The organism is Streptomyces sp. NPDC057623 (assembly GCF_042800355.1).
GTDB lineage: Bacteria > Actinomycetota > Actinomycetes > Streptomycetales > Streptomycetaceae > Streptomyces.
The window spans coordinates 14,727-28,008 of sequence record NZ_JBHVGZ010000101.1 but is presented as its reverse complement, the minus strand read 5'-3'; the positions used below and the strand labels follow the sequence as shown (position 1 = coordinate 28,008).

12 protein-coding genes are annotated in these 13,282 nt (G+C 70.6%); 10 read left to right on the top strand and 2 right to left on the bottom strand.

Annotated features, from left to right (window positions below):
- The coding region (locus ACFU95_RS46950; RefSeq protein ID WP_383842661.1) for a universal stress protein at window positions 1-375 on the bottom strand (375 nt) is incomplete at its 3' end.
- Between the two features lie 199 nt (window positions 376-574).
- On the opposite strand from ACFU95_RS46950, the gene ACFU95_RS46945 reads away from it, so the two are divergent.
- The 10 genes from ACFU95_RS46945 (at window position 575) to ACFU95_RS46900 (ending at window position 12,337) form a co-directional block, all read left to right on the top strand.
- Complete coding sequence (locus ACFU95_RS46945) at window positions 575-1,444, top strand: universal stress protein (protein ID WP_383842658.1); 870 nt, start codon at window positions 575-577, stop codon at window positions 1,442-1,444.
- Window positions 1,437-3,023, top strand: a complete 1,587-nt coding sequence (locus ACFU95_RS46940) for an AAA family ATPase (RefSeq protein WP_383842655.1) — start codon at window positions 1,437-1,439, stop codon at window positions 3,021-3,023. The genes ACFU95_RS46945 and ACFU95_RS46940 overlap by 8 nt, the downstream gene beginning before the upstream one ends.
- A gap of 141 nt (window positions 3,024-3,164) precedes the next feature.
- A complete protein-coding gene (locus ACFU95_RS46935; protein WP_383842652.1) occupies window positions 3,165-3,743 on the top strand; it encodes a hypothetical protein in 579 nt (192 codons plus the stop codon).
- Window positions 3,740-5,326 (top strand): FAD-dependent monooxygenase, encoded by a 1,587-nt coding sequence (locus tag ACFU95_RS46930; RefSeq protein ID WP_383842649.1) that lies wholly within the window; start codon window positions 3,740-3,742, stop codon window positions 5,324-5,326. Before ACFU95_RS46935 ends, ACFU95_RS46930 begins: the two co-directional genes overlap by 4 nt.
- 137 nt (window positions 5,327-5,463) lie before the next feature.
- Window positions 5,464-6,492 carry an alcohol dehydrogenase catalytic domain-containing protein gene (locus ACFU95_RS46925; RefSeq protein WP_383842664.1) on the top strand — a complete coding sequence of 343 codons (1,029 nt, stop codon included), beginning with the start codon at window positions 5,464-5,466 and terminating at the stop codon, window positions 6,490-6,492.
- A gap of 296 nt (window positions 6,493-6,788) precedes the next feature.
- Window positions 6,789-8,579, top strand: coding sequence for an acetate--CoA ligase (acsA, locus tag ACFU95_RS46920; protein ID WP_383842646.1), 1,791 nt, complete (start codon window positions 6,789-6,791; stop codon window positions 8,577-8,579).
- The gene (gene pdhA, locus ACFU95_RS46915; RefSeq protein WP_383842643.1) at window positions 8,576-9,667 is read left to right on the top strand and encodes a pyruvate dehydrogenase (acetyl-transferring) E1 component subunit alpha; all 1,092 of its coding nucleotides are present in this window, start codon (window positions 8,576-8,578) and stop codon (window positions 9,665-9,667) included. Before acsA ends, pdhA begins: the two co-directional genes overlap by 4 nt.
- Before the next feature lie 2 nt (window positions 9,668-9,669).
- Window positions 9,670-10,665: an alpha-ketoacid dehydrogenase subunit beta gene (locus ACFU95_RS46910; protein WP_383842640.1), complete on the top strand. Its 996-nt coding sequence runs from the start codon at window positions 9,670-9,672 to the stop codon at window positions 10,663-10,665.
- A 2-nt stretch (window positions 10,666-10,667) separates the two neighbouring features.
- On the top strand, window positions 10,668-12,089 hold the full coding sequence (locus tag ACFU95_RS46905; protein ID WP_383842637.1) for a dihydrolipoamide acetyltransferase family protein: 1,422 nt from the start codon (window positions 10,668-10,670) through the stop codon (window positions 12,087-12,089).
- Between the two features lie 2 nt (window positions 12,090-12,091).
- On the top strand, window positions 12,092-12,337 hold the full coding sequence (locus ACFU95_RS46900; protein ID WP_383842634.1) for an acyl carrier protein: 246 nt from the start codon (window positions 12,092-12,094) through the stop codon (window positions 12,335-12,337).
- Between the two features lie 25 nt (window positions 12,338-12,362).
- Here ACFU95_RS46900 and ACFU95_RS46895 read toward each other — a convergent pair whose 3' ends face one another.
- On the bottom strand, window positions 12,363-13,214 hold the full coding sequence (locus tag ACFU95_RS46895) for a CBS domain-containing protein (protein ID WP_383842631.1): 852 nt from the start codon (window positions 13,212-13,214) through the stop codon (window positions 12,363-12,365).
- Between the last annotated feature and the right edge of the window lie 68 nt (window positions 13,215-13,282).

Sequence of the window (13,282 nt, the reverse complement as noted above, 5' to 3'; positions counted from 1 at the left end):
GGGGAGATATCTGGCCGCCACTGGGGACGCCGAGTCGGCCATGAGTGCATGGAACATCTGGCCGCCACCGGGGCAAACAAATGGCCGTTGACACCCTCTGGACCCGAGCACCAGAGCGAAGGCGTTGCGCCCCTTGTCGACCAGTGCGGACGCCGCGTCCTCGTGCAGCACCTCACTCGACAGCCGCACCGCGGGAACCCTCTCCGTGGCACGTTCCAAGGCATGACCGATCACATCGGACACCTCGTGATCCCGCGCCGCCGCATGCAGAAGGTGCAGGGGCACCGCGTGCCGGACCGCCTCATCGGCGGCCCAGTCCACAGCCTCCAGGCTCGCCTCGGACCCGTCGACGCCGACCACCAGGGGAATCGCCACCGCCCCTGTCTCCTCTCGTGCCGGACTCCGCGACTCCGCCTCCCCTCACCCATAGGTCCACATGCGCCGCAGAGGGGAATGGGGTACTCCTCGAATGAGGGAACGCGCCACGCTCGGCATGTCGGCTACACCCGGACAGTCCGGCAATCAGCCTCCTCAACCGTCATTTCCAGCTTCCTACGAGACGGAGGCAGCCGCCATGCAACCCGTCCTCACCGTGGGCCTCGACGGCTCACCCGAGAGTCTTGCCGCTGCCCGCTGGGCCGCCGACGAGGCCGAGAAGCGCAAGCTCACCCTGCGCCTGCTGCACGCCTGGCCGCTGCTGGCGCCGGAACCTACCAGCGTCCCCTCCGAAGTCGATCAGAACTACTGGGCGAAGCGTCTCGTCCACACCGCGCGAGCGGAACTCCAAGCACGCCACCCCGGCCTGTCCATCGTCGAGAGCCTGGTCGCCGACGACGCGGAGAACGCCCTGCTCCAGGCGGCGTCGGAGTCGGAGATGATCGTCCTCGGTTCGCGGGGACTGGAGCTCGTCGAGAGCTACTTTCTGGGCGACGTCAGCATGGCTGTCGTGGCACGGGCCGAGCGGCCGGTGGTCCTGGTCCGCGCTGAGACCCAGGGGGAGGGACCGGTTCCGGCACCGGTGAGCCGCGTGGTCGTGGCCCTCAAACTGCACGGGTCCTCCGAGGACCTGCTCGACTTCGCCTTCCACACCGCTGCGGCCAGGGACGTCCCTCTCCTGGCCGTCCACGGCCGAAGCGTGCCGCTCCACGCGCGTGTGCCCTGGGGTGTGGACCACAACGTCACCGAGGAGATGACACGGGACGCGCAGGCGCAGCTGAGCGCGGCGCTCCGCCCATGGCGCGAGAAGTACCCGCATGTGGAGGTGGCCGACAGCATCCGTCTCGCAAGCCCTGCCAAGGCCGTCGTACAGGCCGCCGAAGGTGCCGCACTGCTGGTCGTCGGCCGGCGGGAGCACCGTCGCGGGCTCGCGCCTCACCTCGGTCCCGTCGCCCAGGCCGCCATTCACCACGGGCGCTGCCCCGTCGTCGTCGTTCCTCATGGCTGAGCCTGGACTGCGCAGGAAATCGGCGGGGTCGGTGGGGTGGGCCGACGCGTCCGTGCTCCGGCCCAGCGCCGACCACGACGGCGCGCCACTGCCACGCGCTGAGGTACGCGAGACCCACACGGCGACCGTGTTCTTCGCCGGCGACCGCGCCTACAAGCTCAAGAAACCGGTGGACCTGGGGTTCCTGGACTACACGACGGTGACGGCTCGCCGGGCCGCGTGCGAACGCGAAGTCGCCCTCAACCGCCGCTTCGCCCCCGACGTCTACCTGGGCCTGGGCGAGATCCACAGCCCCGACGCGGAAGAAGCCGAACCACTCGTGGTGATGCGACGCATGCCTGCGGACCGCCGCCTTTCCCGCCTGGTACGAGAAGGGGCCGCCGTCGATGACGTCCTGCGGGCCGTCGCCAGGCACCTCGCTGCATGGCACGCCGAGGCGCCCCGCGGCCGCGAGGTGGACGAGCAAGGCACGCGGGACGCTCTGTCATCGCGCTGGGAGGCCAGTTTCACACAGGTCCGGACACTGGCCGACGACGGCTTCGTGCACGAGGGCGTGGCGGAGGTCGAGCGGCTGGTGCGCCGTTATCTCGCCGGCCGCAAGCGGTTGTTCGACTCCCGTATCGAACATGGGCGGGTGGTCGACGGCCACGGTGACCTGCTCTCCGAGGACATCTTCTGTCTCGACGACGGTCCCCGTGTCCTGGACTGCCTGGAGTTCGACGACCACCTCCGGTATGTCGACGGCCTCGACGACGCGGCCTTCCTCGCCATGGACCTGGAACAGCTCGGCGCCCCGGAAGCCGCGGCCTACTTTCTCGCCCAGTACAGCGAGTACTCCGGCGACCCCGCGCCCCCCTCCCTGTGGCACCACTACGTCGCCTACCGGGCCTTCGTCCGCGCCAAGGTCTCCCTGATCCAGGCACGCCAAGGCGCGCCCGGCGCTGAGGCAGTGGCGCGGCGCCTGGTCTCGACGGCGCTGCGTCACCTGCGGACCTCCGCCGTGGGCCTGACGCTCGTCGGCGGGCTGCCGGGCAGTGGGAAGTCCACCCTCTCCGGAGCTCTGGCCGACCGGCTGGGGGTCACACTGCTCAGCAGCGACCGCCTCCGCAAGGAAACAGCGGGCATCCCCGCCGAGCAGTCTGCGGCGGCCGACTACGGCGAGGGCCTGTACACCCCCGAGTGGACGTCCAGGACCTACGCCACCCTCCTCGACCACGCCTCCACCCTGCTGTCCTCCGGCGAATCCGTCGTCCTGGACGCCACCTGGTCCAACACGGCACAGCGGGAGGCGGCTCTGCACGTGGCCGAACGCACCAGTGCCGACCTGGTGGCCCTGCACTGCCACGTACCGGGCGAGGTGTCAGCGGCCCGCCTGAGCGCCCGTGCCCCCGGAACATCCGACGCCGACCTCGACATCGCCTCCGCCATGGCGACCGCGGAACCGCCGTGGCCCGAGGCCGTCGCGGTCGACACCAGTGGCCCGTTGGAGTCCGCGGTCGCCCAGGCACTGGCAGCCGTACGCCCGTGGGGCACCGGCCAGGCCCCGGTTTTCCGCCGCCCCTACATGGAGCCGGACTAGATAAGCGGGAAGCCGCCACGGTTCGCGGGACGTGGCGCATTCCCGCACGGTGGGTTGTAGGAGGGGGAACCCGGCCGGTCTGGCCGGGGCGGCAGAACTGGGCGTCGTACGCCCGTTTCGGCCCTTCGGGAGGAGGCCACCATGGGCGTCACCACGGGTGAACAGACACCGCTCGCCCCTGGCGAGGCATGGCGGGCCGTGGCCGCATGCATTCTCGCCAGCTTCGCGCTGCTCGCGCGGCAGCGGGTCCACCTGTCGAAGGAACGGTTGGGGATGCGACTCCGCTTCGCCGACGACACCTCCGCCCGGGTGTACAGGGAAACACGCCTCGGCAGCGGCTTGGCGAAGGACCCCTGCACGCTGGTGGTCACCTTCCGGCTGCGCCTGGTCCGTGGGCCCGCGCACGCGCTGTTCCGCAAGGAGAGCCTGCTGAACACCCCTCTGTTCGTCGGCTTCCCCGGCTTCACCTCGAAGCTGTGGCTGGCCCACGACGAGCGCGGTCGCTACCGCGGCGTGTACGAGTGGGACGGCCCGGAGCGCGCCGAGCACTACGCGCGGTCGCTGTGGCGGGTTCTGGCGCTGGTCAGCGTGCCGAGTTCGATCCGCTACGCCGTTCTGCCCGGGCTGCGCCGAGACGACGTGATCGCAGACCCTGGGCTGATCGAGGGCTCGGCTTCGCACGACGCCGAAGCATGGTCGCGCATACAGGCCGGGACATGACGACAGCGGTGGACATCTTGGTCGTCGGGGCCGGCACGACCGGCCTCACGCTGGCGCTACAGGCCCATGACCATGGAGCACGCATCCGGGTGGTCGAGCGGCGGCCCGAGCCGTTCCGGCCCTCCCGCGCGCTCATCCTGCACCCCCGCACGCTTGAAGTCCTGCGCCCTCTCGGCGTCACTGACGCCCTGCTCGAGCTCGCGGACACCGCCCCGGCAGTCGCCCTTCATCTCGGCTCCCGCGTCGTCGAGACGAAGCTCGCGGACCTCGCGCTGTCCGACACGGCGTTCCCCCATCTGTCACTCGTGCGGCAGATGGACGTCGAGAGAGTGCTGACGCAGGCGCTCGCCGACCGTGGGATGACGGTGGAACGAGGCTCGGAACTGATCACTGCCCACGACGACGGCCAGAGCGCGCGGGCCGTGCTGCGCTCGCGGCACGGCATCGAGGAGATCCGCTGCCCCTTCGTCGTCGGCTGCGACGGTCCGGCCAGTACCGTGCGGTCCTGTGCCGACATCGGGTGGCACGGCAGGCCCTACAGCGAAGAGGTGGTCCTCGCCGACCTCGACCTCGGCGGCGTCCCCGGCCCTTCCGGTGCCCAGGTGTTCGCGGGACGCCAAGGACTGTTGTTCCTCTTCCCGCTCGGAGAGCAGGCCACCTGGCGACTGCTGGCCACACGGGCATCTGCCGGCGGGGCCGGACAGAACTTCGGCCAACCCGGACCCGCCGTCCCGAGAGCCGAGCTCCAGCGGCTCCTGAACGACGCGGGGCTTCAGGCACGGATCGAGCGTCTCGCGTGGTCCGCGCGGGTGCCGCTGCAATGCAGCATCGCCCGGCGCTTCCGCCGCGGGCGGCTCTTCCTCGCGGGAGACGCGGCCCACAACTACTCACCGGCCACCGGCCAGGGCATGAACGCCGGCATCCAGGACGCGGCGAACCTCGGCTGGAAGCTCGGCTTCGCGGCAGGCCACTCCTGGGACGAGTCCGGGGACGGGCTCGGTGCCGAAGTGCTGCTCGACTCCTACGACGAGGAGCGCAGGCCGGCTGCCCACCGACGGCTGATCCTCACTCACACGACGTTCTGGGCAGAGGCATCGACCGGCCGGATCCCCTCATGGCTGAGGGCGGTTGCCGCTCCACGCGCAGCCCCCGCCATACCCGCCCTCCTGGACCGGCGACGGCTTGTCGCCGAGGGCATCCGTCTCATTTCCCAGCTGCGGGTGAACTACCGGCGCAGCCCTCTGTCGGTGGAGGGAACACCGCGCCTGCGTGGTACTCCTCGCCCTGGAGACCGCTTGCCGGACGAGGCCGTCAGCGTCGGAGGACCTCCCCAGCGGCTGCACGAACTGCTGGCCCGCCCGGGTGTGCACCTCCTGCTGCAGCGCGATGCCGACCCGCTGCCGGACACGGTGGCCGGTCCCCACGTCACTGTCCTCCGGCTCGCGAACAACCCCGGTCGCGGTCTCGTGGCCGTCCGTCCGGACGGGCATGTCGGATTCCGGTGCGGGACCGCCGACCCAGCCGAGCTGAGTAGCTGGCTGGCATTGATCGGCGCAGCCGCATCCCCACTCGTCCAGCCGTGAACACCGGGCTCATGAACACCAGGCCATGGAGTCAACGATCCTGCGGAGTCCAACGCTCAGATGGCCCCCGGTTGCCCGGGAGTCCTTCCGGAGCGACGGTGGAGAGAGTCGGCCGAGTAGCCAGGGAGTGGGTGACCATGCGAGCCCTCGTCTACCACGGCCCCGGACAGATCTCCTGGGACACGGTCACGGATCCGGCGATCGAGGAACCCACGGATGCGGTCGTGCGCGTCGACGCCACCACCATCTGCGGCACAGATCTGCACATCCTGCGCGGAGACCTGCCCGAGGTGAAGCCGGGGACGGTCCTCGGCCACGAGGCAGTCGGCGAGGTCGTAGAGGTGGGCCGCGACGTCCACGACCTGGCCCCCGGGAGTCAGGTGATCGTGTCCTCGGTGTCGGCCTGCGGCCACTGTCCGGCGTGCCGTGACACCAAGCTCGGCCAGTGCAGTGGGGGCGGAGGGTGGATCCTCGGCAACCAGATCAACGGGACCCAGGCCGAGTTCGTGCGGGTGCCCTTCGCCGACTGCTCCACGACCCAGAGGCCTTACGCTCTCCCCCTCGATGACGCGGTCCTGCTCTCCGAGCTCCTCCCCACCGCCTACGAGGTCGGAGTGCGGAACGGACACGTGGGCCCTGGAGACACCGTCGTCGTCGTGGGCGCAGGTCCCATCGGTCTCGCCGTGGTGCTCCTCGCACGGCTCTACTCGCCCCGCCGGATCATCGTGGCCGACCTGTCCACCGCCAGGCTGCAAGCCGCGGCCCGGCTGGGTGCCGATGCCGCCGAACCACCGGGAACGATGATCGCCGATCTGTCCGAGGGACCGGGCGCCGACGTGGTCATCGAGGCGTCGGGGGAACCGGACGGCTTCGTCCTGTGCACCCGCGCCGTCCGCGCCGGAGGGCACATCGCCAACGTCGGCACCCACGGCAAACCGGTCACTCTGCATCTCGAGTCCCTGTGGCGCAAGAACGTGACGATCAGCACCGGCCAGGTGGACACGTCCTCCACGCCCTGGCTGCTGGAGCTGGTGCGATTCGGTCACCTGCCCATCTCCCGGCTGGTCACCCACACCTTCGGCCTCGATCGGATGGAGGACGCCTACGAATTGGCCGCACAGAGCACCACCACGGGCGCCCTCAAAGTCGTGCTGCATCCTGAGTGAAGGCCGGTCCGCAGAGTCCGAACAAGGCCGTCCGGTCCCTTGTCCCGGCCCGTTCGGCCCTACCACTCGTCGGCCAACGGCGGTGACATGGAAGTGAGCCGAGGGCCACAAGTAGGCACGGCGAAACGGAGCGACACCGCGCACCGTGCAATTCGGGCCCACAAGAAGCGGGCGGCCCTCGGCCCCATACACGTCGGCCGTACGCCGACCCGCCGGGTCGTCTCCTGTGGCCGAAGTGCAGCCGCGGCCTGGCTCGACGACCCTGGAGATCGGGGGCAGTGCCGGGAGGAGCACCCATGCACTGGGAAACGATCCGCAAAGACACCACACAGGTCGTCCCGCCCCGTCTCGCCGACTACGACCGGGCCCGCTCCGAATTCACCTGGGCGCAGGCCCGCACGGCCCTGACGGGGCTGCCCGACGGCGGGCTGAACATGGCCCACGAGGCCGTCGACCGGCACGCGGCCTCGGACCACTCGGACAAGATCGCTCTGCGGTGCGTCGCCCGGGACGACTCCCTCTCGACCGTCACCTACGGGGAACTGGCCCGCCGTACGGCCCGCTTCGCGAACGTCCTGCGGTCACTCGGCGCCGGCCACGGGGACCGCGTGTTCACGCTGCTCGGCCGCTGCCCCGAGCTGTACACCGCGGTGCTGGGCACGCTGAAGAACACCAGCGTGCTCTGCCCGCTCTTCTCCGCCTTCGGACCCGATCCGGTGGAGCAGCGACTGCGTCTCGGCGATGCACAGGTCCTGGTCACCACCGCGGCCCTCTACCGGCGCAAGGTCGCCGAGCGCCGGGCATCGGTCCCCGGGCTGAAGCACATCCTGATCGTCGGCCCCGGCGCGGAGGATCTGCCCGGCACCGCGTCCTTCGACGCCCTGATGTCCGGCGCCCCGGACACCTTCACCATCCCGCCGACCTCGCCGGACGACATGGCCCTGCTGCACTTCACCAGCGGGACCACCGGCACTCCAAAAGGCGCGGTCCATGTGCACGAGGCCGTGGTCGCGCACTACGCCACAGCCGCGTACGCGCTCGACCTGCACCCCGAGGACGTGTACTGGTGCACCGCCGACCCTGGCTGGGTCACCGGCATGTCGTACGGCATCATCGCCCCGCTCGTCCACGGTGTGACGCTGGTCGTCGACGAGGGCGACTACGACGCCCGGCGCTGGTACCGGATCCTCGGCGAACAGCGGGTCACCGTCTGGTACACCGCGCCCACAGCCCTGCGGATGCTCATGCGCGCCACACCCCGCCAGGGCCCGTACGACCTGCCGCGCTCCCACGACCTGTCGGCGCTGCGCTTCATCGCCTCCGTCGGCGAGCCCCTCAACCCGGAGGCCGTCGCGTGGGGCCGGGACGTCCTGGGACTGCCGGTGCACGACAACTGGTGGCAGACGGAGACCGGCTCCATCATGATCGCGAACTTCGCGGCCTGCGAGATCCGGCCCGGCTCGATGGGCCGACCGCTGCCCGGCGTCGAGGCAACCGTGCTGAAGCAGGGGGAGGACGGCCGGGCACTGGTCGCCGACGGCCGGGTCACGGAGCTGCAAAGCCCTGGCGTCGAGGGCGAGTTGGCGCTGCGGCCGGGCTGGCCGTCGATGTTCCGCGGCTATCTGCACGACAAGGAGCGCTATGACGCCGCGTTCGCGGACGGCTGGTACCTGACCGGAGACCTCGTCCGCCGGGACGCGGACGGCTGGTACTGGTTCGTCGGACGAGCCGACGACGTCATCAAGTCGGCGGGGCATCTGATCGGCCCCTTCGAAGTGGAGAGCGCGCTGATGGAGCACTCGGCAGTGGCTGAGGCCGGGGTGATCGGACGGCCGGATCCGGTCGCCGGGAACGTCATCAAGGCGTTCGTGTCGCTGCGCCCAGATGTCGAGCCGACCCCGGGTCTGGAGCGGGAGCTGCTGGCCTTCGGCCGCCGCAAGCTGGGCCCCGCCGTCGCGCCCCGGGAGATCGCGTTCGACCAGAACCTGCCGAAGACCCGCAGCGGGAAGGTGATGCGCCGTTTGCTGCGTGCGCGTGAACTCGGTCTGCCCACCGGCGACTTGTCGACCTTGGAGGGATCCACATGAGCGTGGCCCGCCCCAACCGTACGCGGAAGGACCCGGCGCCCCCGATGTCCGGCAAGAAGGCCCCGACGGCCAAGACGAGTAAGCGCAAAGCGAGCACCGGGCCGGTCGGCCGGCCGGGTCCCGGGCACCGGACGGACCTGCTGGAGGCGATGCTTCGCATCCGACGCTTCGAGGAAAGGTGCGTCGAGCTGTACAGCGCCGCGAGGATCCGCGGTTTCGTCCACCTCTACATCGGCGAGGAGGCCGTCGCCGTCGGCGTGAACGAGGTACTGACCCCAGAGGACGCGGTCGTCTCCACGTACCGGGAACACGGCCACGCCCTGGCCCGCGGGATCACGGCCGAAGCCGTCATGGCCGAGATGTACGGCAGGACGACGGGGTGCAGCGGAGGCCGGGGCGGATCCATGCACCTGTTCGACGCAAGCCGGCGCTTCTACGGCGGCAACGCCATCGTCGCCGGCGGACTCCCCCTGGCCGCCGGCCTCGCACTCGCCGACCGTATGCGCGAACAGTCCCACATCACCTGCTGCTTCTTCGGCGACGGGGCCTTCGCCGAAGGCGAGTTCCACGAGACCGCCAACCTGGCGGCCCTGTGGAAGCTGCCCCTGCTGCTCGTCTGCGAGAACAACCTCTACGCCATGGGCACGGCCCTCGAACGGCACGAGGCACAGACCGACCTGGCCATGCGCGCCGCCTCCTACGGCATGGTCGCCTGGGCCGTGGACGGCATGGATGTCGAGGCCGTCGAGCAGGCCGCCCGACGGGCCGTCGAGGGCATCCGAGCAGGCACCGGACCGCACTTCCTGGAACTGCGCACCTACCGCTTCCGCGCCCATTCGATGTACGACCCGGACCGGTACCGCGAGAAGGGAGAGATCGAGCAGTGGAAGTCCCGCGACCCGATCAGCCTGCTCATGGAGCGCATGCGCGAGAGCGGTGAGCTGAGTGACAAGGAGCTCGCCCGGATCGAGCAGCGGATCACCGACGAGATCGACCACGCCGTCGAAGCGGCCGAACAGGCACCCGAGGAGCCTGTCGAGCACCTTCTCCGCCACGTCACCAGTTCCTCGTCGAAGGCGGTGAGTTGACCATGGGCGCCGAAGCGACGGCAGAGGCGAAGACGACCTACCGCGAGGCCATGCGCGAGGCGCTGCGCGAGGCATTGCGCTCCGACTACCGTGCCTTCCTCATGGGCGAGGACGTGGGCCGGTACGGCGGCTGCTTCGGCGTCAGCCTAGGCCTGCTGGAGGAGTTCGGCCCCGAACGCGTTCGCGACACCCCGCTGTCTGAGTCCGCGTTCGTGGGCGCCGGCATCGGCGCGGCCTTGGCCGGACTGCGGCCCATCGTCGAGATCATGACCGTCAACTTCAGCCTGCTCGCCCTCGACCAGATCCTCAACAACGCCGCCACCCTGCTGCACATGTCGGGCGGCCAGCTGCCCGTTCCGCTGGTCATCCGCATGACCACGGGCGCCGGACGGCAACTCGGCGCCCAGCACTCGCACAGCCTGGAAGGCTGGTACGCGCACATCCCCGGCATCCGTGTCCTCGCCCCCGCCACCCTTGAGGACGCACGCCACATGCTGGCCCCTGCGCTCGCCGACCCCGACCCCGTACTGATCTTCGAGCACGGAAGCCTCTACAACGTCTCCGGCGAACTCCTCCCGACCACCACGCCGGTGGACCTGGACCACGCCGCGATCCGCAGGCCCGGCACCGACATCTCCCTGATCACGTACGGCGGTTCGCTGCCCAAGGCCCTCGCGGCAGCCGACGAGTTGGCCGCCGAGGGCATCAGCGCCGAGGTGATCGACCTGCGCACGCTGCGCCCGCTCGACGACGCGGCCATCACGGCCTCCGTGGCCCGGACCCACCGTGCGGTGGTCATCGACGAGGCGTGGCGGACAGGAAGCCTCGCCGCCGAGGTGTCCGCCCGCATCGCGGAAGGGTCGTTCTACGAACTGGACGCGCCCGTCGAGCGGGTGTGCAGCGCGGAGGTGCCCATGCCGTACGCGCGGCGGCTGGAGGAGGCCGCCCTGCCACAGACCGCCGACATTGTCGCGGCGGTCCACCGGGCGGTGGACTGACCATGGGCGAGTTCACCATGCCGTCCCTCGGCGCCGACATGGACGAGGGCATGCTCCTGGAATGGCTGGTGCGACCCGGTGACCTCGTGCACAAGGGCGATCCCGTCGCAGTCGTCGAAACCGCCAAGTCGACCATCGAGGTGGAGTGCTTCGAAACCGGCACCATGACGGAGATGCTCGTCGAGCCCGGCACGACGGTGCCGGTGGGGACGCCGCTCGCGCTGCTCGAGCCGCCGACGGAAACGCCAGGGAAACCGGAGAAACCCCGCGAGGCGGAGGAGCTACGACCGGTCCCTCACGCACCGAAGAAGGGCAAGCCCCCCGAGCGCAAGCCCCCGTCCCCGCCACCCGAACCTGCTCCGGTCCCCGGCCCGGCGATCCCGGTGGCGGTGCCGTCCGCCGCCCAGCAGCGCGGCCACATCGAGGCCGGCCCCTTGGTCCGGCATCTCGCGGAGCACAGCGGCGTCGATCTGGAGACGCTGCACGGATCCGGCCCCGGAGGGCGCGTGACCCGAACCGACGTCGAGGAAGCTGCGGCCACCCGGGCCACTCCGCTGCCACCGCGCGTGCGCGCCACCCCCCTCGCCCGGCGACTCGCCGCCGAACTGGGCGTCGACCTGACCGCGGTGACGGGGACCGGCAAGGAGTCGGCCGTCCGTGCCGCGGACGTGCGCCGGGCAGCCCCCGGCCCGGCGGCCCCGGCCCCGCCCGGGCATGTGGGCGTCACCCCGGAACGTTCCGCACGTCCGTCCGAAGCGCGGACGGCGGCCATGCGGCAGGCGATCGCCGACCTGATGACCCGCGCCAACCGGGACATCCCGCACTACTACCTCTCCACGACCGTGGACATGGCCCCCGCCATGGACTGGCTGCACGACCACAACCGGCGCAGCCCGGTCGGTGAACGGCTGCTCCCCGCGGCCCTGCTGCTCAAGGCGGCCGCCCTGGCGGCCCGGGAAGTACCCGAACTCAACGGTTTCTGGACCGACGACCACTTCACCGCGGGCCAGGGCGTCCACCTCGGCGTGGCCGTGTCCCTGCGCGGCGGAGGGCTCGTCGCCCCGGCGCTGCACCACGTCGACACCTTGGCGCTCCCGCAGCTGATGACCGCCCTCAAAGACCTGGTCACCCGGGCCCGCACGGGCAGACTGCGCGGCTCCGAGGTGTCCGACGCCACGATCACGATCACCAACCTCGGCGATCAGGGCGTGGAGACCGTCTTCGGCGTGATCTACCCGCCACAAGTGGCCCTGGTCGGCTTCGGGCGGGTGGTCGACCGGGCGTGCGCCGTCGACGGCCTGCTGGGCGTGCGGCCCGTGGTCACGGCGACCCTCTCGGCCGACCACCGAGCGACGGACGGTGCCGTCGGTGCCCGCTACCTCACGGCGGTCACCCGCCTCCTGCAGAACCCGGAGCAGCTGTGAACATGAACCGAACCGATGCACTGGACATGGTCAGGGAGTCGCTCTCCTCCGCCGTCCCCGGCGCGGACGTGGCCGCCCTGGGGCCCGACGACGCGTTCCGGGACGCGCTGGAGATGGACTCGCTGGACTTCCTGAGCTTTGTCGAGGTCCTCAGCGAAAGGTCCGGCGTCCGCATCGAGGACGAGGACACGCCCCGGCTCAGCACGCTGTCCGGCACCGCCGACTTCCTCGTCGCCCACACGCGGTGACGTGCGCCCCGTGGACACTCACGGCTCAAACCGCCTCGGTGTCGTCGACGACACCGACCACGTCGTCGATGTCCCGTACCGACCCGAGCAGTTCGGGGACAAGAGCCTTGTTCAGTCGCCCCCTCATCGTCACCACGCCGTTCTCCACGTCCACCTCGACAGCGCGTGGATCCAGCAGGTGCTGACCGACCAACGACTCGACCTCGGCCCGGATCTCGACGTCGTCACGGATCAGGGCCCGCAGCAGGTCGCGCCGGGTTACCACACCGACAAGCCGGCCGCGATAGTCAGTCACAGGAAGCCGCTTCAACCGCGCGTGGGCCGCCGTCCACGCAGCATCCGCCACTCGTTCCGCCGGGTGGACGGTGACCGGCGGGAAGGTCATCAAAGTGGCCGCCGTGTCCCCGTGGCCCTTCTCGTACAGGTGGTGCTGCCACAGCCTGCCGACAGGTCCGTGCCGACGCGGTTCCGCCGTGACGGCAGCCTTGGCCAGCAGATCCGACTCCGAGACGACACCGATCACGTGGTCCTCGGCATCGACCACCGGTACGGCGCTCACCTGCTCGCGGGCGAGCGCGTGGGCGACGTCCCGGAATGGCATGTCACCGGGGACGGAGGCCGCCGGCACCTGCATGACATCCCGCACCCGGAGTACAGCCGGTCCTCCGGCGGGCGGCTCGGGTACGTCAGGGGTGCGCGGCTGGGTACCGGGAACACGCTCCGGCTCCTCGGCGCTCCTCGCCGACGCGGCGGCTGCGACTGCCATGAGGTAGCGGCCCAACGCCTCCTGGCGAGGCTCCTCCTGGGGCGTCCAGGGGCGGCCCGGACTGGTGCGGCGGGCTTCCTTCTGCGCGGAGTTGTGCTCGAAGTCGCTCACGGCTGCCTCCCGTGGACGCCGTCCCTCTACGCGGTCAGTCTCGCATCGATCCACTGGTGCGTCCTCCG